This is a genomic window from Parvibaculum sp., assembly GCF_039680535.1.
Taxonomy (GTDB): domain Bacteria; phylum Pseudomonadota; class Alphaproteobacteria; order Parvibaculales; family Parvibaculaceae; genus Parvibaculum.
The window spans coordinates 36,678-59,365 of sequence record NZ_JBDKSS010000005.1; the positions used below are offsets into that span (position 1 = coordinate 36,678).

Here is a 22,688-nt window from a genome sequence, read left to right on the forward strand (position 1 = left end):
CCCTTCATATCCACAGCATGCCGCCTTGACCGGCTACATTCCCCCCGCCACAATGAGGCGAGGGTCGCTCCAGAATTCACCTTGTCGAAACCATAGTTCAGTCGCCGAGCAATCTTCCTCGCAGCGCCGGGACCAGAGCTGCGTTGCCTATGCGGGCCTTGGATCGCGAATGAGAACAGTCCCCTGCGCCGCACAACAGGCGCGGCCCTCGTTCGTCACATCGATGCGAACCACCGCAGTCGATTTTGTCATCGCGATCAGCTCGGCCACCGCTATCACCTTGCCCGAGGATACCGGCGCCAGCAGATTGAGCTTGAATTCCATCGTCGCCGCCCACTGTCCTTTCCGCATATGCGGATAGCAAACGCAGCCGAGAACATGGTCGCACATCGCAGCCAGCACCCCGCCATGCATATTTCCGATCGGCGTCAACAGCCGGTCTGAGACTTCCATCTCGGCAGTGAGCTTGCCCGGCTCGACATGTGTGATGCGAACCCCCAGAAACTCGGGCAACCCTTTCATTGAATTGCTGGCGTTTATGAAACCCTGTGCGATTTCCTGGTTGAACTCCGGCAGCTTTGCAACAATTGTCATCTCGTTTTCTCCGAAACCTTCAATGGTACCCAAGGCGCGCGCAGCCGAGCCTTACAGATAGATATTTGCCCTGCCCAGCGAGCTTTCGGCGCTTTTCACGAGATCGGCCATGACTTCCGCAGCCGGCCTCACCTTGTGAACGAGACCCATGCCCTGCCCCGCGAAACCGGGAGCAATATCTTTCCGCTTTACCGCCGCCGCCGCCGCCAGCACCGGCATCGCAACCATGGGCTGGAAGGGCATGGGCAGAGGCTCCAGACCTGCCTCGGCAAAAGCCTCGGACCATTTGTTGCGAATGATGCGGGCCGGCTTTCCGGTGACGGTCCGGGAAACAAGCGTATCGCCGTCACCCGACTCGACAATCGCTTCCTTCTGGAAATCCTCGATGCCGGCCTCATCGGTCGCGAGAAACGCCGTACCGATCCAGGCGCCTTCGGCGCCGAGCATCATTGCAGCTGCGATGCCGCGCCCGTCGGAAATGCCGCCCGCGCCGAGTACGGGAATGCGACCCGCAATCGCATCGACAACCTGCGGGATGAGCGCCATCGTTCCGATGGGTGAATTGTGCCCGCCCCCGTCATGGCCCTGCGCGACGATCAGATCGATGCCGGAATTGACCACCTGCAGGGCATGCTTCACCGCGCCGACGACCGCCATCACCTTGGTGCCGTTGGCGTGGAGCCGATCAAGCCAAGGCCCCGGATTGCCCAGACCCGCCGCATAGACAGGAACCCGCTCCTCAACCACAACTTCCATTTGCGCTTCGAAGAATTCTTTCGAAAACAGCGGTGCGGTCGATTTGGACGAACGGTGAGCTTCCTCGGATTCCCGCGCCCTGGATTTCAGCGGCGGTATGTTTTCCTTCTTCATGAAATCTTGCGCGAATTTCTGGTACTCAGGCAGCAAATCCATCGGAGACGGACCAGCCTTGCCCTTGTAGGCTTCCCTGCGCACCGAGGCTGGCAGCAGGGTGTCCACACCAAACGGCTTGTCCGTCAACGATCGTGTTTCACGAATCCATTCGCGCAACTGATCGGGAGAACAAGCAGCCGCGCCAAGCACACCGAGGCCACCCGCATTCGATACCGCCGCCGCAAGCCGTGGAACGCTCGCGCCACCCATACCGGCCAGCAAGATCGGGTATTTAATACCCAGAATATCACATACTCGGCTATGCAGAGTCATAGCTAACCTCCCATCAGGCGGCTTCATTGGCCGCGTTATTTATGATCATAAATTATCGATGTCCGGGGAGCGGCGCAAGTGTCGCAAAAACGACGTTGGCATCGCGAACACTCGCCTAGGATTTCCGTCGGGGAACCCGCGGCATGCTCAGGTCGTCAGCATCCTGCCAACGCACGATTTTGGACATGATTTCGGGATGACGAGCTTCCAGATACTTGTCGGATCGGCTTAGGAACCGGGACATTTCGGTGAAAGCGAGGTCTGGATTGCGATCTTCAATCGCCTTGAGAAGCCGCCCGTACGCCTTTATCTGATAGTCGCGCTCACCCTCCGTATAAGTTATGCCAACTTCCGATGCATTCGTGATGTTGTGAAGCGAACCGATCAAGAATCCGATCAAGGGATTGCCGGACGCCCAGGCAAGCAGGTCGTGAAAACGCCTGTTCTCCTCCGCATAGGAGTCACAAGAAACAGACAACGTCTTCAGTTTGGCCAATGACGTATTCAGCTTGTCGATATCCTCATCGGACGCGCGCTCTGCCGCAAGCGACGCCATGGTCGGGCCCATCGCTTGCCTCACTTCAATCAGCGAACGGAACGTTGTGCCGAGAAACTGGAGCAGCAACGCCATCGTGCTGGCAAAATCTTTCGGCCGCGGCTCCTGAACGATCGGCCCGCCGCCAGGACCGGGCCGCAGGAAAATGATGCCCTGCAATTCGAGAAACCTGAGCGCCTCTCGCAAGGTCGCGCGGGCCACTCCATACCGCACGAGCATTTCCTGTTCGGGCAGCAAGCGATCTCCGATCTCGGCGCCTTGCTGCTCGATGTCTTCGACGATCCGCCGCGCAACTGTGAGGGCACGCTTGCCGGACCCTTTCGGAAACCGGTTGGTTCGTGAAATGGACACGGGCGCTTTCATTTCAGATACCCACAATCTTCGTTTTCAAGGCCAATCGCCTCCAATCGAGGAACGGCTGGGAGAACCCGCCTACAACACCATCGTCCGCGTTTGCAACACGCCGTCAATTCATCATAATGGATCCTAACTTTAGTACACATACGAAACTATTGGAATAAAGCATATGACGTCCGCAAACCGGACCTTGTTCACCCTTGTCCAGAATCTCAAAATCGCGGCGGAGGCATTCGGTCCCGACCAGGGGCGTCCGGTTCTGCTCGCCCATGGCGGCGGGCAGACACGCCATGCATGGCAAGCCTGCGGTAAAATGTTGGGGGAAAACGGTTATTACGCCCTCGCCGTCGATTTGCGCGGGCACGGCGAAAGCGACTGGTCTCCGGACGGAGACTACAGAATGGAGCGTTTCGCGGAAGATCTCCTCGACATCGCGGACGGCTTCCGCGTGCCTCCCGTCCTGGTCGGCGCGTCTCTCGGCGGCATCGCGGGCATGATCGCGCAGGGAGAATATGCGAAGGCCGGACGGCGCGGATTTGCGGCGCTGATCCTCGTCGACATCACCCCTCAGATGAACATGGAGGGGGTTCAAAAAATTCTCGGATTCATGTCGGCGAATCTGGAAGAAGGCTTCGCCTCGCTTGAGGAAGCAGCCGATACGATCTCGCGCTACATGCCCGGCCGGACTCGCCCCAAAGACCTGAGCGGACTGGCGAAGAACCTTCGCCTCAAGGAAAACGGCCGCTACTACTGGCATTGGGACCCGCGTTTCATCACCGGCACGCAAAAGCCACAAGGCAGCCGCGAACCCGAGCGCCTCGAAATAGCGGCGCGTTCCCTGAAAATACCTACGCTCCTCGTCCGGGGCCGCGACAGCGACCTCGTGACGGTCGAAGCGGCGCGGCAATTCGCCGAAATTGTCCCTCATTCCGAGTTTGTCGATGTCGCAAATGCGGGCCATATGGTAGCGGGCGACAAGAACGACATATTTACAAGCGCCGTTCTGGATTTTCTGACGCGAATGGCACCCGCCGCGAGCACATCGTAGCCAGCCCAGGCGGGTTCATTCACGCTTGTGCGTCTTCGACAGATGAAGACGCATAAAAAAAAGATCGAGAAGAGGAAGGGAGAAAGCCTATGTCGAATCTGGTTCTTCGCAAGGACAGCGGGCGCATTTGCACGCTGACACTCAACCGTCCGGAAACCTTGAACGCACTCAATGTCCCTCTGTTCGAAGAATTGCGCGGGCATGTCGATACGCTTCGCGGACAGGTTCACGAGGTGGCATGCGTCATCATCACGGGCGCGGGCAAGGCTTTTTCAGCCGGCCACGATCTGAAGGACATCCAGAAAGGCGAGCGCCCGCCGGAGCCGCATTTCCAGGCGAAGACCATTCAGGCGCTAGCCGAACTGCCGCAACCGGTCGTCGCCTGCGTCCGCGGGCATTGCTACACCGGCGGACTCGAGCTTGCGCTCGCGGCCGACATCATCATCGCCGCGCGCTCCGCCAAGTTCGGCGACACGCACAGCAAGTGGGGGCTGAGCCCGCTCTGGGGCATGACGCAAAGACTGCCGCGTCGCGTCGGGCTGTCGAAGGCCAAGCAGATGATGTTTACTTCCGATATTTTCGCGGCGGAGGCGGCCGAGCGCATGGGACTGGTCGACATTTGTGTCGACGATGCCGAACTGGAACAGGCGACAAACGACCTTGCTCAGCGTATCGCCGCCAATTCGACCTACAGCAATCAGGTCAACAAAGGCCTGCTGGGCGCGACCGACGGCATGACCGTCCAGGCAGGGCTAGCCTACGAACTCGCGCACAGCCCCGGCGCCTGTTTTGACGCGCGCGAACGGGTCGCCTCATTCGGAAAAAAATGACGGTGGGCCACCCGCCGCGCCGCCAATGACCTTGTCGACGGGTGGAAGTTTTCATCCGTCTCCAGGTTCAGCCCGGGATTCTTACCGGCAAGGCCTCATAGCCCTTGATGAAGTTGGAAAAGACCCGCCTTGGTTCGCCAACCACTTCGATCGGCCTGTCGGGCCAGCGCTTCAGGATTTCTTCCCAGACGATGCGGAGTTGCATTTCCGCCAGCCGGTTGCCGACGCAGCGATGGATGCCGAAGCCGAAGGAGAGATGTTGACGCGGCCTTGGACGATCGATGATGAAGCGGTTCGGCTCGTCGATCGCCTCCTCGTCCCGGTTGCCGGAGACGTACCACATGACAACCCTGTCGCCCTTCTTGATCTGCTTGCCGGCCAACTCCGTATCTTGGAGCGCGGTGCGGCGCATATGGGTGAGCGGCGTCTGCCAACGGATGATTTCCGGGATCATGGTTTCGACGAGCGCCGGATTTTCGCGCAGCTTCCTGTATTGATCCGGGTTCTCGTGGAGCGCGAGCAGGCCGCCGGTGAGCGAATTGCGGGTCGTGTCGTTGCCGCCGACGATCAGCAGAATGACATTTCCCAAATACTCCATCGGACTCATATTCTTGGTGGACTCACCCTGGGCCAACATGGTGATGAGATCGCCGCCCGGTTCGGTTGCGTTGACACGCAGGTTCCACAACTCGGTGAAATAGGCGGCGCATTCGAGAAGCTCCGCTTCGCGGGCCGCCTCGCCTTCCGGTGTCTTGAAGGCTTCCTCCGAGGTTGCGACGTCAGACCAGCGGGTGAGTTTCCGGCGTTCTTCCCAAGGGAAGTCGAACAGGGTGGCGAGCATCTGCGTGGTCAGCTCGATCGACACGCGATCGACCCAGTTAAACGTCTCGTTGACCGGAAGCGAATCGAGAATCTTGCCGGCGCGCTCGCGGATCGTGCCTTCGAGTTTTGCTAGATTTCCGGGCGCGACAATCGGGCTCACCACCTTGCGCTGCGCGTCGTGCTTCGGGGGGTCCATTGCGATGAACATCGGAAGCTTCAGACCTGCGTTATTGTCACGAATCGTAATGCCGCCCTGCTCGACGTCGGACGAATAGATGCCATGGTTGGTCTCCACTTGCATGATGTCCTTGTACTTCGTCACGGACCAGAAAGGTCCATAGGCGCTTTCCGCACAATAATGCACGGGATCCTCGCGACGCAGCCGTTCGAAATACGGCCACATCCGATCGGACCTGAAGAGCTCCGGATCGCTGACATTGATTTTGTCGAGCGGAATGGCATATGGATCGTCCAGGGACCGGACGCGCTCGGCTACGTTCATGCTGCTCATGGTCTTATCCTCGTTTGTGGACGAATATTCACCGATGCAACCACTCCTATTCGGCGGCGATCGTCACGCGACCCCGCATGCCGCCGACACTTCCATTGACTTCCTGACGCTTCAAACGCGGTAAAACCTTTTCCGCGAAAAGTTTCATGTTTTCCGTGGCAAGTTCCTGCGGCATGCCGCCGTAGCTGAAAATGGAAATCAACCCGGCCGCATCGACGCGCTTCTGGTTCTCCATGATCTTCTCGTAGACCTGATCCGGTGTGCCCCAGATTTGAAGCTTCGCCAGAAAATCGACAAACTCGTCGACACCGTGCTTCTCGATGTTGTTGGCAAGAGCACCGTAGTACTCATAGCCCTTGATGTCCGCGAGCCCCTTGTTGTGAAATTCGTAATGGTTCAGGGCCGAACGGCTATATCCCCTGATGTATTTTTCGTACATCTCCTGAGCGATCGATGCATCCTCATGACAGGCGATGAAACTGGCGATGATCGGCTTGGGCGCCTCGGCCCCGTTTATCTCCCTGTAGATTTCCCGATAGTTGTTGAGTTCGGCGACCGTCGTTTCCCAAGGCTTCTGAGCGATGATCAGAATGCCAATGCCGAGCCGCGCCATGATGCGCGCCGACTCCGGGGAAACCGCCGCCGCATAGGTACGGCCCCGGAAACTCTGGAACGGAAACGGCCTGATGGCCGTTCGCGGTTGTTTATAGAACTGCCCGTTCGCCTCGATATAACCCGTTTCGAAAGCGTTCAAAATGGCCTCCGCATATTCGACGAAACGTTCTCGGGATTCGCCCATGTTGATGCGGAATCCCTCGAACTCGATCCGACCGAGGCCGCGGCCGACGCCCAGAATGGCGCGGCCTTTCGAAACATGGTCGAGCACCAGCACTTCTTCCGCGAGGCGGACGGGATCGTGCCAGGGCAGTACCATCACCATCGAGCCGAGACCGACTCTGTTGGTGCGACCAGCCATATAGGTGAGGAACTGCGCCACATTCGGGCACATGGTGTATTCGTCGAAATGGTGCTCGGCCGCCCATATGGAGTCGAAGCCGAGCGGTTCGGCCATGTCGGCCATCGCGATTTCATGGGCGTAGACCTCCTGGTCGGTATAACCGCCAGCGAGGTTCTGAAAGAACGTGCTCATGCCGACATGCATGGGAATCTCCTTTTTGTTCAATTCCGCTTCACGCGGCGTCGATCCCAAGCGTTTTCTTGATCGACCTGTGGAAATATGCAAGAGCCGGTTCGTTGGCGCCGAAAGTCACAAAATCTTGTGCGCCCGAGTGAAAATCGCGCTGGATATTTTCCGCCAGCGGAAAATCCTCCTGCTGCACCGTCGCCATCAGCAAGTCCATGTTTTTGGTCCAGTACTTTCTGGCCTTGTCGGTGACGGCGGGTTCGGGCGTATAGAGGGAGACGTGCATTTTCGATTCATCCACGCTGTCGCCCGGATAAACCCTCCACGTCTCCAGATGATCGCCCTGCATGATGAAGACCGTATTCGGAAAGAGCACGTATACGAGGGCGGAGTGGCGAATCAGATCCCACTCGCTTTCCGGTCTCTGGCGCAACGCATCGATCGTCTTGCGGGCGCCAATCATGCGCAGATTTCGCGCCATGCCGTCGAACGTGCCGAGGTTCGAGTGCAGGATCGGCGCGATCGTGTTCTTGTGCAGCGTGCTCAGATGGTAAGTTTCGAGAAACGTGTCGATCACGAGCTTCCAGTTGAGGCGGGCCCGGAGCACGCGCGTCTCGTAGTGGCTGTAGCACGCAAGACCGAACGCGGCGAGATCGTCCGCCATGCCCGCAAGGTGGCTGTCGATGTCGATCGACCCGCCGGGCGTCGGCATGACCCAGATCATGCCGTATTTCTCCACCACCGGCAGAGACCGCAAGCCGTTGCTCGTTTTGTCGACGCTCTCGAAGCCCTGCTCGAACGGTATCGACCTCAGCCTGCCGCTCCGGTCGTAGGTCCATGCGTGATAGGGACAACTGAACACGGCCCTGCCGCTGCCGCAGCCCGACGCGACGCGCGCGCCTCGGTGGCGGCAGACATTGATGAAAGCATTGACCTGCCCCGCTTCATCCCGCACCGCCAGGATCGGCACGCCTGAAAAATCGTCGGTTACATAGTCGCCGGGATTGGGCAATTCGCAACTCAACCCGATCAGAAGCGGCTCATCCCGGAACAGCACCTCCCGTTCTCGACTAGCCTGGTCCGGACTAGTGTAATCGCTGACATGATGATGATACACGGCTTCGCCCATCGCGGTCTCACCCGCGTCGAGATAGCCGAAAATCTTCTGCAGCTGTTCGACCTGGGCTTCGTGTTTCATGATCGCGCGTCTCCCGACGATGTCCACTTGATTATCCGTTAGCGGAATAATGGTTCCCGGCGCTCCCGGAACGCCGCCAGACCCTCCGAAACATTTTCGCTCATTAGCGCGTCCACGACCACGCTCCGTTCCATATCCAGACCTTCCTGGAGTGATCCATCGAGCCCGTTCCTGCAAAGCTGCTTCATGGCCGCAAGGCCTTCCGGGTTCTTTTTGGCGAGATCAGCGCAATAGGCTTCCGCGTCTCCGACAAGTGCGCCGTCGTCAACGACGTTGTTCACAAGCCCCCAAGCCAGCGCCTCATCCGCCTTGAGCCATCGACCGCTGAACATCAGATCAAGGGCACGCCGCGAACCGACGATGCGCGCGAGACGCTGCGTGCCCCCCCAACCCGGCACGAGACCGTAGCGAGCATGCTGGCATCCCACCTGCGCTGACTGACCAGCAAAAACCACGTCACATGCCATCATCAATTCAAGCCCGCCCGCAAGACACAGACCGTTCACCGCGGCAACAATCGGCAAAGGCGAGACTTCAAGACGGCGCAGGAGGAGATGACCGCCCGTGATAAAAGCGCCCAGCCGACCCCGCTCCTTGCGGGCGTCGAGCACCTCGTCGAGATCGGCGCCAGTGCAGAAATGCTTTCCACGCGCGAGCAACAGAACGGCACGAACCTTCCTGTCGCACTCGAACCGTGCGAGAGCCTCGTCGAGACCGGCCATGACGGCCGACGAGAGACAATTGAACTTGTCAGGCCTGTTGAGCGCCACGATTCCGATGCCGTCTCGTATCTCGGTCTGAACCGCGGCTTCCGTGGCGCTGGTCATGTAGCCTCCCTCACGCATAAGGCACGGCCACTCGACCGACTTTCTCGCGCGAAATGATCATCTTCTGGATTTGCTCGGTACCGTCGCCGATCTGCAGCCCCATCACATCGCGTAATCTCTGCTGATGGGGCAGATCAGTGCTGTAACCGCCATGTCCGTGCGTGAGCAGGCAACGGTGGATGACCTGGAAAGCCGTTTTGGGCGCCCACCATTTGCACATCGCGGCTTCGGCGGTGTGCGGCAAATCATTGTCGCGAAGCCAAAGCGTCTTGTAGCAAAGCAGACGAGCTGCCTCGAGCAACGTCTGAGCTTCGGCCAACGGTTCCGTGACGCCCTGATATTTAGCCAGCGGATTGCCGAAGGCTACGCGCTCGGTCACATATTTCCAGGTCTCTTCCAGCGACGCGAAGGCGGGAGCCAGACATTGCAGGCCGATCAGCGCACGGGAATAGTCGAACCCCTGCATCACCTGCCGGAAGCCCTCCCCCTTCGTGCCGACCATATGCCGCGCCGGCACCTTCACATTATCGAAGAATACCGAGCCGCGGCCAACAGCCTTCGAACCCACATCGTCGAAACTCGAACAGGTGATGCCCGGCGCGTCGAGCGGCGCCAGAAAGGCCGACACGCCGCCGGCGCCGGGATTGTTTTCATCCGTGCGCGCGAGCACAAGAATGTGATCGGCCTGTTCGGCCATCGAGATCGAGGTTTTCTCGCCCGACAGGACGTAGCCGTCGCCGTCGGCGCGCGCCTTCGTCTGCAGATGCGCCGCGTCGGAGCCGCCTCGCGGCTCCGTCAGACCGAGCGCGACGATCGCCTCGCCCGAGCAAATCCGCGGAACGATTTCATCGGCGACTTCAGGTCTTGCATGCGTGGCGACGATCGATCCCATCAAGGAGCCGAGGAGCTGCACATAACCGACGCTGATGTCACCGCGTGATATTTCCTCGATGATGATGCCGGTCGTGACGCTATCGAGTCCGGGAGCACCGAATTTTTCGGGCAAATCGGCGCCGATCAGGCCAAGCTCGCCCATATCCCGGACGAGCTGCCTGTCGATCGCCCCGGCGGTCTCGCGCGCCTTGTAGGCGGGCGCGAGCCGCTCGCGGGCAAACCGCCTTGCAGTGTCTCGAATGGCCTCCTGATCAGATGTATAAGAAAAGTCCAAGACGCCACCTATTTCATATGCTTGCGGAATTCCGGTTTGCGCTTTTCGTTGAGCGCATTGACGCCCTCTTTCGACTCCGCCGAGTTGTAATAGAGACGGAGTGCCTGCATACCAAGACCACCGATTCCTCGAATATGGTCGGTGTCGGCATTAAACGATTTCTTGGCGATTGCGATCGCCGTCGGACTGCGCTCGACGAGCTCGGCGCACCAGGCATCCACTTCCTCGTCCAGCTTGTCGTCGGGAACGACAGCATTGGCGAGACCCATCGCCAGCGCCTCGCGCGCCGGGTAACGTCGACACATGTACCAGATCTCGCGCGCTTTCTTCTCCCCGACCACGCGGGCGAGATAGGCGGTACCAAAGCCCGGATCGACGGATCCCATCTTGGGGCCCACTTGTCCGAAGACTGCGCTCTCGCCCGCAATCGTCATGTCACACAATGTCGCCAGCACATTGCCGCCGCCGATGGCATAACCACGCACCTTGGCGATCACTGGTTTCGGCACGTCGCGTATGATCGTGTGCAGTTCCTCGACCGGCATGCCGATGGTTCCGCGCGTCTCGCCGTCGCCATAGGCGCCATCGTGATCCGATTGATCGCCGCCAGTGCAAAAGGCCTTGTTGCCCGCCCCGGTCAATACAATCGCGCCGATTTCCTCATTCCAGCCCGCTCTCTGGAAAGCATCTATCAGTTCGACACAGGTGCGGGGGCGGAACGCGTTATAGACCTTCGGACGGTTGATCGTAATGGTCGCGACGCCTTTTTTTTCTTCGTAAAGAATGTCTTCGTAGTCCATGGAAATCCCCGTTAGCCGTGCATGGAGAGACCGCCCGAGACGCTGATCGTCTGGCCAGTGATGAAACTCGCATCGTCGCTCAGAAAAAACGCGACCATGCCCGGGTAATCGTCCGGTTGCGCCAACCGGCGCATCGGGATCGCCTTGGTGAGCGCCTCGGTCAGACGCCCGCCGCCAGACGCGTCCACGGATGCGAGCAGCGGCGTGTCCGTCGGACCCGGACAGATCGTGTTGAACGTGATGCCCTTCTTGGCAAATTCTCGCGCCATCGTTTTCATGAAGGCGATGACGCCGCCTTTGGCCGCGGAATAAACAGCCTCGCCAGACGAGCCGACACGGCCCGCATCCGATGAGATGCTGACAATCCGGCCGACACCTTGTTCCGCAAGCTTGCGTGCAACGACATGAGTGAGGTTAAGCGGCCCGTACAGATTGATGTCGATCACTTTTTTCCAGAAATCGGGTTCTGTCTGGATAAAGGGTCTTGCCTCGTCCCATCCGGCATTGTTCACCAGCCCATAGACCGGACCAGCAGCTTCTTCAAAGGCGTCGACTGCCCTCGCCACGGTCGCATAGTCGATGATATCGACCTTATAAGCCCAGGCTGCGCCGCCCTTTTTACGAATTGCTTCAGCGGTGGCCTCGGCGCCCTTCTCGTTCATGTCGAAGATGGCAACTTTGGCGCCCTCCTCGCCAAGCCTGAGCGCAATTGCTTTTCCGATACCGCTCGCGCCGCCGGTGACGATGACCGGTTTCAGATCGAGTCCTCGCATGTTTCCCTCCTCCGTCACCGCGACGCGTCAGACATAAGTTTATTATGTCATGGCAATGGCAGTGCATTTTTTCCAACACTAGTTCGTTCTCAAATGGGGTGCAATATGTTTCGAACGCATGTTAGATTTTAGACCATTGCCACCAAACAAGCCTTGATGGAGCATTCGTGACGACCGAGCAAAGTAAATCCGAAATAAGCCGCGCGAGAATACTGGACGCCGCCGCAAAGACGTTTCGTCAAAAAGGCTATGCGGCGACGACCTTGATCGAAATCGCCAGAGCCGCCGATATGCAGGCGGGAAGCCTCTACTACCATTTCGGTTCGAAGGACGAGCTCCTTGAAGAAGTTCTAGACATTGGCATGAGGCGGGTTCACGAAGCTGTCGAGGAAAGCCAAGAACACCTACCCCCAGGCTCATCGCACCGCGACCGAATTCGCGCTGCCGTCGAAGCGCATCTCACCACGCTGCTGAAACTTGACGACTATACATCCGCGAATATTCGCATCTTCGGACAGATCCCCGAAGACGTGCGGCGACGCCACATCAGACTGCGTGACGCCTACGCCGAACTCTGGCGGCGCATACTTGTCAAAGCTCAGAAGTCGAGGGCGCTACGCAGCGACATCGACCTTGGTCTCGTGCGCATGCTGCTCATGGGGGCGCTCAACTGGTCGGTCGAATGGTACCAGCCGGGCAGGACGTCCATACAGACGATGGCAGACCATATGTGTCTAATGCTGTTCAGCGGAATCGGAATAGACGAACCCGCGCGAAGCAGTGAAGACGAAACTGTTGCGTGACAGGAATTTTCGAGGAGCGACGCACATGGAAGTCCAAAACACCCATTTCGGTTTTTCCGATGATGAACTGAAGGCTCTGCCCTCGGTCTATCGCGCAGATCTCTTCTCCGGAAAAACGGTAGTGGTTTCCGGCGGCGGAAGCGGCTTCGGCAAGGCCATAGCCTGCCTCTTTGCGCGGCTGGGCGCAAACGTCGCTATATGTGGACGCAACGAAGAAAAGCTTGCCGCGACGGTCGCGCTTCTGGAAAGCATGGGTGCCCGCGTTTTCAGCGCCTCGCTAACCATACGGGATCCTGATCAGGTCAACCGCTTCATCGATGATGTCTGGAACAAGTTCGGCGCGCTCGACGTTCTCGTAAACAATGCCGGCGGCCAGTTTCCGCAAATGGCTCTCGACTTCAAGGTCAAGGGATGGAATGCCGTCATCGACACGAACCTCAACGGTTCCTGGTACATGATGCAAAGCGCCGCGCGGCAATGGGTCGAAAGAAAAAGCCCCGGTTCGATCGTGAATATCGTCGCCGACATCTGGCGCGGAATGCCCGGCATCGCGCACACCTGCGCGGCGCGCGCGGGCGTTATCTACCTCTCCAAATCGGTCGCGGTCGAATGGGCTCCCTATCGCATCCGCGTCAACTGCGTCGCGCCTGGCGTCTGTGAGACGAGCGGCTTCGTGCAATATCCTCCCGAAGGCCTGAAGACATATCCGGAATCGAACCCCATGCTGCGCGTTGGGGACGCTCATGATATAGCGGAGGCGGTCGCTTACCTCGCAGCGCCCAGCGGTAAATTCATCACCGGTGAAGTGCTTACAGTCGATGGCGGCGAACAGCTTTGGGGCGATCCGTGGCCTCCCGGACGACCGGATTATTTCCAGCCGAAGAGCACTTAAAGATTCCCAACAGGCTTGCCCAAGGGGGGGACGACGATGTTCAATCCAATTCTGCCCGACGAACGCGTGAAGGCAATGAATATCGGCGGTTTTTGGCCGGGCAAGCTCACCACCGACTATCTGGACCGCGGCATCGCTGAAGCGCCGGACAAGACAGCGATCGCCGATTTTAATTCAACGACAAACAAGGAAACCCGCCTCAACTATCGCGACTTCGGAAAGATCGTCGATCGCATCGGCATCGGCCTCGCGGAGCTCGGTGTGGGAAAAGGCGATGTCGTATCCTGCCAGCTGCCGAACTGGTGGCAGTTCACCGCGCTACATCTGGCTTGCGTGCGGATCGGCGCCGTGACCAATCCATTAATGCCGATTTTTCGCGAACGCGAACTGTCCTTCATGCTGGGCCTTGCGGAAAGCAAGGTGCTCGTCGTCCCGCGCGCTTTTCGCGGCTGCGATTACCCTGCCATGGTGGACAACATCCGGGCCAGCCTGCCGTGGCTAAAGCATGTGCTCGTCATCGGCGGCGATGGTGAAACCGGCTTTGAGAAAGTCCTTCTCGATACGCCATGGGAGCAGCGGCGCGACGCCGGCCGTCTCTTCGCGGCGCGACGGCCAGATCCCGACGACGTAACGCAATTGATGTATACGTCCGGTACGACCGGCGAGCCGAAAGGCGTCATGCATACGTCGAATACACTGCTCTCCAATATCCTCATCTGCGCCGAGCGCCTCGGGCTTGGCAGGGACGATGTGATGTTCATGGCATCGCCGATGGCGCACCAGACAGGCTTCATGTACGGATTGGTAATGCCCATTCTGGTCGGAGCGACCGCCATTCTGCAGGATGTGTGGGAGCCGAAGCGCGCCTCCGCGTCGATCGCCCGGGAAGGCATCACCTTCACCATGGCGTCCACGCCATTCCTGTCCGATTTGACCGAAACGGTAGCGGCGGACAAGAGCGACGTATCCCGTTTGCGCATCTTTCTGGTGGCTGGCGCTCCCATCCCCCGCGCGCTTGTCGAGCGGGCGCGACAAATCCTCGGGACGAATATCGTGTCGGCCTGGGGTATGACCGAGAATGGTCTGGTAACAACGACCTGCCTCGACGATCCGGACGACAAGGCGATCAATACCGACGGACGCGCGCTGCCCGGTATGGAAGTCCGGGTGGTCGACAGCAATAACAGGCCCCTGCCCGCCGGCGAAGAAGGCATGCTCATGGCGCGCAGCTGTTCGACTTTTGTCGGTTATCTCAAACGGCCGGACTGGTACAATCACGACGCGGAGGGCTGGTTCGATACAGGCGACCTCGCGCGCATCGACGGCGAGAGCTATATCCGGCTGACCGGACGCTCCAAGGACGTCATCATCCGCGGCGGTGAGAATATTCCCGTGGTCGAGATCGAGGGCCTGCTATTCCGTCACCCCGACATTCAGGATGTGGCGATTGTCGGCGTACCGGATGAACGGCTGGGCGAACGGGCATGTGCGTTCATCGTACCAAAACCCGGCCGCGATGTTGGCTTGCGCGACGTGGTCGCCTTCCTCGAAGGGCACAGGATGGCGAGACAGTATCTGCCGGAACGGGTGGAAATCGTCGGGGAACTGCCTCGAACACCGAGCGGCAAGGTGCAGAAGTTCAAACTGCGCGAGATCGCCGTCGTCTTGCCGGCCTGACATTCCACAGGCAGTCGATGGCGGACGGCCGGCAACAAGCGTGTGACGGACTGTTCGGAAAATTCCTGCCGACCCCACATCGCCGCCCGAAGAATGCAACCTGTTAAGCTGCGGGAATATGCTTATAATAAATCAACAGGGGGAGGTCGGCCAACCGGCATCCCATATGTTACGCATTCGCAGGCTTCTGGAAACACAATGGAGACACCATCATGAGTGAAATCTTGGTTGCCGCGCGAGACAAGGCGATTACAGATGCCTACGCGATCCCGCTTGAAGAGATCGACGTCAGCAATCCTGAACTCTTCAGGGCGAATGCGATCTGGCCGTATTTCGAGCGGCTGCGCCGCGAAGATCCGGTCCATTACTGCAAGGACAGCGAATACGGCCCGTTCTGGTCGGTGACAAAATACAAAGACATCATGCATGTCGACACCAACCACGGCATCTATTCGTCCGAAGCAACCCTGGGCGGCGTCGCCCTTCGCAATCAGGAAGAAGGTTTCTTCCTGCCCATGTTCATCATGATGGACCCACCGAAGCATGACGCGCAGCGCAAGGTCGTAAGCCCCATCGTCGCACCCGGCAATCTGGCAAAACTTGAAAGCACGATCCGAGAGCGCGCCGGCACGATTCTCGATTCGCTGCCGATCAACGAAACGTTTAACTGGGTGGACCGCGTGTCGATCGAGCTGACGACGCAGATGCTCGCCACTCTTTTCGATTTCCCTTGGGAAGAGCGCCGGAAGCTCACCCGCTGGTCGGATGTCGCCACCGCCGGCACCGCCTTCGGCGACGAGGAGACCGAGAAGGCCCGCAGGAATGAATTGCGCGATTGCGCCGCCTACTTCACAGAGTTGTGGAATCAGCGCGTCAACGCGACCGAGCCAGGCAACGATCTCATCACCATGCTGGCCCAGGGCGAAGCGACGAAAAACATGGGGCCGATGGAGTATCTGGGGAATATTCTTCTCCTGATCGTCGGCGGTAACGATACGACCCGCAACTCGATCACCGGCGGCTTGCTGGCACTGAACCGGAACCCGGATCAATACAAGAAGCTGCGGGACAACCCGGCGCTCGTCGAATCCATGGTCCCAGAAATCATCCGTTGGCAGACACCCTTGTCGCATATGCGTCGTACCGCGATTCAGGATACAGAGTTGGCCGGCAAGCAGATCAAGAAGGGCGACAAGGTCGTCATGTGGTACATATCTGGCAACCGGGACGAAGAGGCAATCGAAAGCGCCGACAGCTTCATCATCGACCGCAAGCGTCCCCGCCAGCACCTGTCCTTCGGCTTCGGCATCCATCGCTGCGTCGGTAACCGGCTGGCAGAAATGCAACTCCGCGTCGTCTGGGAGGAAATACTGAAACGGTGGCCGGACAAGCCGATTGAGGTTGTCGGCGAGCCCGAGAGGGTTTTTTCAAATCTGATCAATGGCTACTCGAGCATGCCGGTCAGAATTTCAGGCTGAAGCAAAACATCGGAACGCGTTTTCCGGCATCAGTCACAGGATTTCCCGGATGGGACCGTATCATCCCCGCGACCTGCAAGGAGAGGGCATGCGAAAGATAGGCCTCGGCATATGCTGGAACGACCTCACGGTCGGCGAGGAATTCCGCACCATCGGCCGGACGATCACCGAAACCGACCTGGTCAATTTCATCAACACGACGGGCATGGTGGAAGTACTCTTCACCGATGTCGAATATCTCAAGGCCCACGGCCCCATGAACGGCCGCGTGGTGCCCGGCGCGCTGGTCTATTGCATGGCCGAAGGTCTACTCGTCCAGTCGATGATGCAGGAGACGGGCCTCGCCTTTCTGCACATGGAGTTCAACGTCAAGGGACCTACCTTTGTCGGCGACACAATTCACGTAGAATGCGAAGTGCTTCAGGCGCGACCGACATCCAAGGGGCGCGGTCTGGTGCGCACGCGCAACCGGATCGTGACCCAGCGGAACGAAACGGTGATCGAATATACGCCATTGCGAATGATGGCCGGCCGTTCCGACGCCTCCCGAACATAAATTCCGGCGTCCGGCCCGTCAGCGTTCCTCGGGAAATCCCCGGCCTGCGGCGAGAGAGGCCGCCGTGCGCATGGCGCTCAGCATCATCGCCGGATCTGCGGTGCCCTTGCCGGCAATGTCATAGGCCGTTCCATGCGCGACCGTCACATGCAGGTAGGACGGCCCGAGGATGATGGCACAATTGCCGGAAAAGCCCCATGTCTTGACCGCGATGTGTCCCTGATCGTGATACATGGCGAGGACTATGTCGTAGCGGCCTTCGACGCATTGCCGGAACACGGAGTCGGGACTTACGGGCCCTTCGGCATCGATACCTTCAGCCCTCGCCCGCTCAACGCCGGGCGCGATGGCTTCGCGGTCTTCTTCTCCCATCGCGTGAGGGTTGAGGCCCGCGACGACAATCCGCGGGCGGGCGATCCCCCAGTTCCGCATCGCGCCGTCTATCTGGCGCAAGGCAAGCGCCACGAGATCGGGGCTGATGATTTCGCAAACCCGCCGGAGCGGAATATGGTCGGTCAGATGCGCGACGCGGAGCGGTCCCGTCAACAGGACAAGATAGCTTTCGCCCGGCGTCGGGCTGACGATGCCCGGCACCTTGCGGGCAAGTTTGAGGGAGCCGGAGCTGATGGGCCCCATGACGCCGGCCGCAATGGACCCGCCGGATGCGAGGGCGCTCATTTCGTCGAGCCACAGCGCCGATGCCTCCCCGCCGCGCACCGTATCCTCCGCGAGCGGCAGTTCGGACGCTTTCAAGGCGCCTGAATCGATAATGTCGACGATGGCAGGGTCATCGCTCAGGTCGTCGATCGATCGGACTATTCGCACGCTGCACGGCACGCGGGTGATTTCGATCGCGCGCTCCATTGCCGCCGCGCTGCCGATCAGGACGGGAATGGACAGTTCATGCACCTGGCCGGTCGCGAGGGCGCGGGCAATCACCTCGGGGCCGACGCCCGCCGGATCTCCGATCATCGTGCCGATAACGGGCCGCGCTTGCTTGCTGTTCATGTCCTGCCGTCCTCAGACGTTGTAGACATCGATCATCGTGTCGGCGAGGTCGTTCAGAACGACGGTCTTCTTCCGGGCGATGAGCCAGGTATCGCCGTGCTCCGCCAGATCGTAGTCCGCCCATCCGTAGTAGGCGAGGGTCCGATCCTCGCGCACCGACTGAACCGTCCAGGAGGTCCGCGCATGGACACCGCCTTCCCGCTCCTCGACGGATAGCAGCGTAAACATGTGGCAGGTCCGCATGAGCGGCATCGTCGCGGACGACCGCCGCGACCGGATTCGGTAGATGCGATCCTCCAGACCGGCTCGGCTTGGATAGTAGATCAGCGAGATTTCGCTTTGCGGATCGACCGTAAGTTCTCCGTCATCGTCCCATGCCGGCAACCAGTATTCGGCGTCCTCGCGATAAAGCGCCAGCCATTCATCCCATTTCCGCTCATCGAGGCAAAGCGCTTCCCCGCCAAGAAATCGCTGCACCGAAATCCAGCGCCGCTCGCCGCTCGTCATTCGGCGGCCTCCGAACGATCGCTTTCGCGCGTGAGGAGGGCTTCCACCCGCTCCTGCGCGGTCGCGCGTTTCATTCGCTCGATCCATTCCTTGTGCATGGTCACGAAAAGTCCTTCATCGGCGACATTGACGCTGCTCATGGTCGCGTCGATGTTGAGCCCCTTGCCAAATTTCCCCGACCCTTGAACGCCTCTCGTAGCCCCGCGCGACAAGTCGTTATAGCGACCACCATCGCGGCCATACGCGATCTGGCAATTGTTGAACTCCGTCAAATCGTCCGGCGTGGCCATGCCGCTGGCATTGAAGAAATCCTCATACTGGCGAATGCGCATCGCCCGCGCCCGCGCGCTTTCGCCGACCGGCGCGATGCAATATGTCGTGATTTCCGTTTCATCGACCGAGATCGGACGCACGATGCGGACTTGCGTGCTGACCTGATCCATCAGGAATACATTCGGAAACAAAAGAAGATTTCGCGTGGTTTCGGTCATCCAGCGGGAGCGCTCCTCGCCGAATTTCCGCTTGTACTGGTCGACAAACTCAAAATTGGGCCGGGAGGCAGAACTGGCCGACGCGTTCCAGATCAAAGCGTGTCCGTAATCGAATGAGAAAAAACCTCCCTGATCCGTCTTCATCCACGCGGATACGTTTGCGCTCTTGGTAGGGTTCGCGGAACCGCCCGTCATCCGGTTTGCGACGGTCAACAGGTAGTTGGAATGCACGGTCGGCACATGATATCCATCGAGACCGTTCTCGGTCTGCATCTTCCAGTTGCCGCGATAGGTATACCGCCCGACCCCTCGCACAATTTCGAGCTTCCCTTCCGGCGACTGGTCCACCATAAGGTCGATGAAGGTCTTCGCACCCGCAAGGTAATCGTCCAGCGGAGGCACGTCCGCCGAAAGGCTGGCGAAAATGAATCCCTTGTAGGATTCCAGGCGTCCGACTTCGTGGAGGCCCAGATCGCTCCGGTCGAAATGTTCCGGATACGCCCCATTTTCCTCGTCCGTGACATTTAGCAGCGCGCCATCGTTGCTGAATGTCCAGCCGTGAAACGGGCATGTGAATGTCGTTCGCCTGCCCCGTTTTTCCCGGCACAGCCGCGCGCCGCGATGCGTGCACGCATTTACGAAGCATTTCAATTCACGCGACCGGTTCCGGGTCAGAAGCACGGGTTGACGACCGATTGTCAGGGTCAGAAAGGCGCTTTCGTTGGCGAGCTGGCTTTCATGGGCGAGAAACACCCAGTTGCGTTCGAAGATGTGCTTCATCTCGAGATCGAACAATTCAGGATCGGTGAATATGGCGCGGTCGAGCATGAAGCGCCCGCTCGACGTGTCCTCGACAAGCCACGAATCGAGACCGTGGCGAATGCGATCGAATGAGTTGCTCACACCGGATGTACTCATAGCGCTTCCTTCCTCGCCGTTTGGCCGGCCACAAGACCGGCACGCGATTGTTTTCTCCGCTCCAGCGACAAACTTGCTTCGACCTTCAACGAACCCGGAGTCCGTCGCATCGCAATGCGTCACATGGTCGTGTAGCCTCCGTCGACGACAACCTCGGAGCCGGTCATGTAGGACGACTCGTCGGAGGCCAAAAACAGGACCGCATAGGAAACCTCGACGGGTTCGGCCGGCCGACCAATAAGCGTAGCGCTCAAGACCTGTTTGGCGACATCCGCATCGCCGAGAAGATCCTTTGTCATATTCGTGCGGATGATTCCGGGGTGTACGGAATTCACGCGAATCTTGAAAGGCGCATAATCCACAGCCGTCGATTTCGTCAGCAGGCGAACGGCGCCCTTCGATGCCTGATACGCCGCCGTGGCGGGCGCGCCGATCAGTCCGTAGATCGAGGAAATATTGACGATCGAACCGCCGCCGGCCGCCTTCATCGCGGGCAATATATATTTTGTGCCATAGAATACGCTTTTTACATTGACGTCGAGAACGCGCGCGAAGTCTTCATTCGAGGTGTCTTGCACAGCGGAAAAAACGAGAATACCGGCATTATTCACGAGGATGTCGACGCGTCCGAAAGTGGACATCGCCTCCTGTGAAATCCGTTCCCAATCCGAGACGCTCGACACGTCATGTTTGAAAAATCGCGCCTGCCCACCTTGATCGTTAATCTCCTCGACCACGGCGTTGCCGCCCTTCTCGTCCATGTCGGTCACGATCAGCGTTGCGCCTTCGCGCGCAAGCAGCAAGGCGTGGGAACGCCCCATGCCGTTGGCGCCGCCCGTCACAAAGGCGATTTTCCCGTCTACCCGTCCCATGCAGTCCTCCCGTTGCGGGTGCCGCGCCGACTCCGGCGCTGTCACTCAAATCGTCGTCTAGGCAATCCCAAGCTCGCGTTTCGCGAAATCGGTAACGCCCTTGTAGTCGGCCTTGCCGTTCGGCGCGCGAAGAGGCACGGCGCCAACCAGAATGCGCTTGGGCGTTTTGTAGCCGGCGAGGTGCGAGCGGACGTGCTTGCGCAAATCCTCTTCGTCAAACTTCGCGCCGGTCGCCAGCATGACGATGCCGGTGACCGCCTGACCCCATTTCTGATCGGGTACGCCGACGACAAGCGCATCCTCGACGGCGGGATGCGTCTTCAGAACTTCCTCGATCTCCTCCGGGTAGACCTTCTCGCCCGCCGTGTTGATGCAGACGCTGCCGCGTCCCAGCAATGTCAGGCTGCCGTCCTTTTCCACAACGCACCAATCGCCGGGAACGGAATAGCGGGCCCCGGCGATGGTCTTGAAGGTCTTGGCGGTCTTTTCCGTATCCTTGTAGTAGCCAACGGGAATCGGCCCCCCCAGGGCGATGATGCCCGGCTTGCCGCTGCCGGGTTCGACCGGCTGATCGTTTTCATCGAACACGCGGCACCGGCCGCCGATCTGGAACCTGGCGGTCTTGACCTCGCCGGCGCTCGTCATGATCGAACTGCCGAAACCGAGCCCCTCCGAAGCGCCGAAGGAATCCATCAGGATGACATTGGGTAAATGCCTGAGCAGGCCGCGCTTCACTTCCGTGCTCCACATAACGCCGGAAGAAACGATCGAGACGACGCTGGTCAGGTTGTATTTGTCGGGCGCCTCGTCGAGCGCCGCCAGCATCGGTCGGGCAAAAGCGTCGCCGACGATTGCCAGCGAATTGACACCACGGCGCGAAACCGCCGACCAGAGTTCATGCGCGTCGAGGGTCGGGCTCTCCAGCGTGACGATGCAGCCGCCGCTCATCATATTGCCTATAGCCGTAATGAAGCCGGTGCCGTGCATCAGCGGGCAGGCAGGCATCGTCTTGGGTCCCGGACCGGAAGTCTTGATAAATTCGACCAACGCGGGAAGTGTCTCCGGGATCGGACCCAGCGCTCGAAGCGTCGTAAGCTGAGCTTCGCGCATGTCGTCGTGGCGCCACATGACGCCTTTGGGCATGCCCGTCGTGCCACCTGTATAGATGAACAGTAAATCGTCCGGAGACCGCTCGATGCCGAGAGGCGCGCCATCTCCGCCGGTGACGATCTTTTCGTAATTTTCCGCGAAGGGCGCGGCGGATCCGTCTTCGTTCACCTCAATGAACGTGGCGACTTTCGTCAGCCGATCTTTCAGTTCGACGATGATGTCCCGGAACTCGGAACCGTAAACGACCGTTTGCGCGTCGGAATCATTAAAGATGTAGAAAACTTCGTCCGCCTTGTAGCGGTAGTTGATGTTGACGTGGACAAGACGGCTCTTGAAGCAGGCCGCCATGGTCTCGACATATTCGGGCCGGTTTCGCATATAGAACGCGACCTTGTCGCCGGGCCTGGCGCCGCGCGCGATCAGCGCGCGCCCGAGATTGTTGGACCTCCGTGTCGTTTCTTCCCATGTGATCACCCGATCGCCATGAATAAGGGCGGGCGCATCCTGCGGCAAAACCGCCGAGATACTGTCGAGGATGTCACCGAAATTCCACGCCATGTAAT

General features: G+C 59.3%; 22 protein-coding genes. 7 read left to right on the forward strand and 15 right to left on the reverse strand.

Annotated elements, in window-relative coordinates:
• Nucleotides 1-147: 147 nt before the first annotated feature.
• From ABFC66_RS01320 to ABFC66_RS01330, 3 genes are all read right to left on the reverse strand, one after another.
• A complete protein-coding gene (locus ABFC66_RS01320) occupies nt 148-627 on the reverse strand; it encodes a PaaI family thioesterase (RefSeq protein ID WP_346739151.1) in 480 nt (159 codons plus the stop codon).
• An 18-nt stretch (nt 628-645) separates the two neighbouring features.
• On the reverse strand, nt 646-1,806 hold the full coding sequence (locus tag ABFC66_RS01325) for a nitronate monooxygenase (RefSeq protein ID WP_346739152.1): 1,161 nt from the start codon (nt 1,804-1,806) through the stop codon (nt 646-648).
• An 88-nt stretch (nt 1,807-1,894) separates the two neighbouring features.
• Nucleotides 1,895-2,698 (reverse strand): FCD domain-containing protein, encoded by an 804-nt coding sequence (locus ABFC66_RS01330; protein ID WP_346739153.1) that lies wholly within the window; start codon nt 2,696-2,698, stop codon nt 1,895-1,897.
• Nucleotides 2,699-2,861: 163 nt separating this feature from the next.
• On the opposite strand from ABFC66_RS01330, the gene ABFC66_RS01335 reads away from it, so the two are divergent.
• Together ABFC66_RS01335 and ABFC66_RS01340 are read left to right on the forward strand one after the other, a co-directional pair.
• Nucleotides 2,862-3,740, forward strand: coding sequence for an alpha/beta hydrolase (locus ABFC66_RS01335; protein WP_346739154.1), 879 nt, complete (start codon nt 2,862-2,864; stop codon nt 3,738-3,740).
• An 89-nt stretch (nt 3,741-3,829) separates the two neighbouring features.
• Nucleotides 3,830-4,570: an enoyl-CoA hydratase/isomerase family protein gene (locus ABFC66_RS01340; protein WP_346739155.1), complete on the forward strand. Its 741-nt coding sequence runs from the start codon at nt 3,830-3,832 to the stop codon at nt 4,568-4,570.
• A 67-nt stretch (nt 4,571-4,637) separates the two neighbouring features.
• Here the strand turns inward: ABFC66_RS01340 and ABFC66_RS01345 are convergent, their stop codons facing one another.
• From ABFC66_RS01345 to ABFC66_RS01375, 7 genes are read right to left on the reverse strand one after another with little or no spacing between them, the layout of a single operon-like run.
• On the reverse strand, nt 4,638-5,903 hold the full coding sequence (locus ABFC66_RS01345; protein WP_346739156.1) for a cytochrome P450: 1,266 nt from the start codon (nt 5,901-5,903) through the stop codon (nt 4,638-4,640).
• A 46-nt stretch (nt 5,904-5,949) separates the two neighbouring features.
• Nucleotides 5,950-7,065, reverse strand: a complete 1,116-nt coding sequence (locus ABFC66_RS01350; protein ID WP_346739157.1) for an LLM class flavin-dependent oxidoreductase — start codon at nt 7,063-7,065, stop codon at nt 5,950-5,952.
• 28 nt (nt 7,066-7,093) lie between these two features.
• The gene (locus ABFC66_RS01355; RefSeq protein ID WP_346739158.1) at nt 7,094-8,245 is read right to left on the reverse strand and encodes an SRPBCC family protein; all 1,152 of its coding nucleotides are present in this window, start codon (nt 8,243-8,245) and stop codon (nt 7,094-7,096) included.
• A 38-nt stretch (nt 8,246-8,283) separates the two neighbouring features.
• On the reverse strand, nt 8,284-9,072 hold the full coding sequence (locus ABFC66_RS01360; RefSeq protein WP_346739159.1) for an enoyl-CoA hydratase/isomerase family protein: 789 nt from the start codon (nt 9,070-9,072) through the stop codon (nt 8,284-8,286).
• A 10-nt stretch (nt 9,073-9,082) separates the two neighbouring features.
• The gene (locus ABFC66_RS01365) at nt 9,083-10,240 is read right to left on the reverse strand and encodes an acyl-CoA dehydrogenase family protein (protein WP_346739160.1); all 1,158 of its coding nucleotides are present in this window, start codon (nt 10,238-10,240) and stop codon (nt 9,083-9,085) included.
• An 8-nt stretch (nt 10,241-10,248) separates the two neighbouring features.
• Complete coding sequence (locus ABFC66_RS01370; RefSeq protein WP_346739161.1) at nt 10,249-11,040, reverse strand: enoyl-CoA hydratase-related protein; 792 nt, start codon at nt 11,038-11,040, stop codon at nt 10,249-10,251.
• An 11-nt stretch (nt 11,041-11,051) separates the two neighbouring features.
• Nucleotides 11,052-11,813, reverse strand: coding sequence for an SDR family NAD(P)-dependent oxidoreductase (locus ABFC66_RS01375; RefSeq protein ID WP_346739162.1), 762 nt, complete (start codon nt 11,811-11,813; stop codon nt 11,052-11,054).
• 167 nt (nt 11,814-11,980) lie between these two features.
• On the opposite strand from ABFC66_RS01375, the gene ABFC66_RS01380 reads away from it, so the two are divergent.
• The 5 genes from ABFC66_RS01380 to ABFC66_RS01400 all read left to right on the forward strand — a co-directional run bounded on the left by ABFC66_RS01380 (nt 11,981) and on the right by ABFC66_RS01400 (nt 17,219).
• The gene (locus tag ABFC66_RS01380) at nt 11,981-12,616 is read left to right on the forward strand and encodes a TetR/AcrR family transcriptional regulator (protein WP_346739163.1); all 636 of its coding nucleotides are present in this window, start codon (nt 11,981-11,983) and stop codon (nt 12,614-12,616) included.
• A 25-nt stretch (nt 12,617-12,641) separates the two neighbouring features.
• Nucleotides 12,642-13,508, forward strand: a complete 867-nt coding sequence (locus tag ABFC66_RS01385; RefSeq protein ID WP_346739164.1) for an SDR family oxidoreductase — start codon at nt 12,642-12,644, stop codon at nt 13,506-13,508.
• Nucleotides 13,509-13,544: 36 nt separating this feature from the next.
• A complete protein-coding gene (locus tag ABFC66_RS01390; protein WP_346739165.1) occupies nt 13,545-15,185 on the forward strand; it encodes a cyclohexanecarboxylate-CoA ligase in 1,641 nt (546 codons plus the stop codon).
• 212 nt (nt 15,186-15,397) lie between these two features.
• Nucleotides 15,398-16,663, forward strand: a complete 1,266-nt coding sequence (locus ABFC66_RS01395) for a cytochrome P450 (RefSeq protein ID WP_346739166.1) — start codon at nt 15,398-15,400, stop codon at nt 16,661-16,663.
• A gap of 88 nt (nt 16,664-16,751) precedes the next feature.
• Nucleotides 16,752-17,219, forward strand: a complete 468-nt coding sequence (locus ABFC66_RS01400) for a MaoC family dehydratase N-terminal domain-containing protein (protein ID WP_346739167.1) — start codon at nt 16,752-16,754, stop codon at nt 17,217-17,219.
• An 18-nt stretch (nt 17,220-17,237) separates the two neighbouring features.
• Here the strand turns inward: ABFC66_RS01400 and ABFC66_RS01405 are convergent, their stop codons facing one another.
• The 5 genes from ABFC66_RS01405 to ABFC66_RS01425 all read right to left on the reverse strand — a co-directional run bounded on the left by ABFC66_RS01405 (nt 17,238) and on the right by ABFC66_RS01425 (nt 22,683).
• Nucleotides 17,238-18,227 carry a 4-hydroxythreonine-4-phosphate dehydrogenase PdxA gene (locus tag ABFC66_RS01405; RefSeq protein ID WP_346739168.1) on the reverse strand — a complete coding sequence of 330 codons (990 nt, stop codon included), beginning with the start codon at nt 18,225-18,227 and terminating at the stop codon, nt 17,238-17,240.
• Between the two features lie 12 nt (nt 18,228-18,239).
• On the reverse strand, nt 18,240-18,734 hold the full coding sequence (locus ABFC66_RS01410) for an aromatic-ring-hydroxylating dioxygenase subunit beta (RefSeq protein ID WP_346739169.1): 495 nt from the start codon (nt 18,732-18,734) through the stop codon (nt 18,240-18,242).
• Nucleotides 18,731-20,143, reverse strand: coding sequence for a Rieske 2Fe-2S domain-containing protein (locus tag ABFC66_RS01415; RefSeq protein ID WP_346739170.1), 1,413 nt, complete (start codon nt 20,141-20,143; stop codon nt 18,731-18,733). Before ABFC66_RS01415 ends, ABFC66_RS01410 begins: the two co-directional genes overlap by 4 nt.
• 119 nt (nt 20,144-20,262) lie before the next feature.
• Complete coding sequence (locus ABFC66_RS01420; protein ID WP_346739171.1) at nt 20,263-21,015, reverse strand: glucose 1-dehydrogenase; 753 nt, start codon at nt 21,013-21,015, stop codon at nt 20,263-20,265.
• Between the two features lie 57 nt (nt 21,016-21,072).
• Nucleotides 21,073-22,683: an acyl-CoA synthetase gene (locus ABFC66_RS01425; protein ID WP_346739172.1), complete on the reverse strand. Its 1,611-nt coding sequence runs from the start codon at nt 22,681-22,683 to the stop codon at nt 21,073-21,075.
• Between the last annotated feature and the right edge of the window lie 5 nt (nt 22,684-22,688).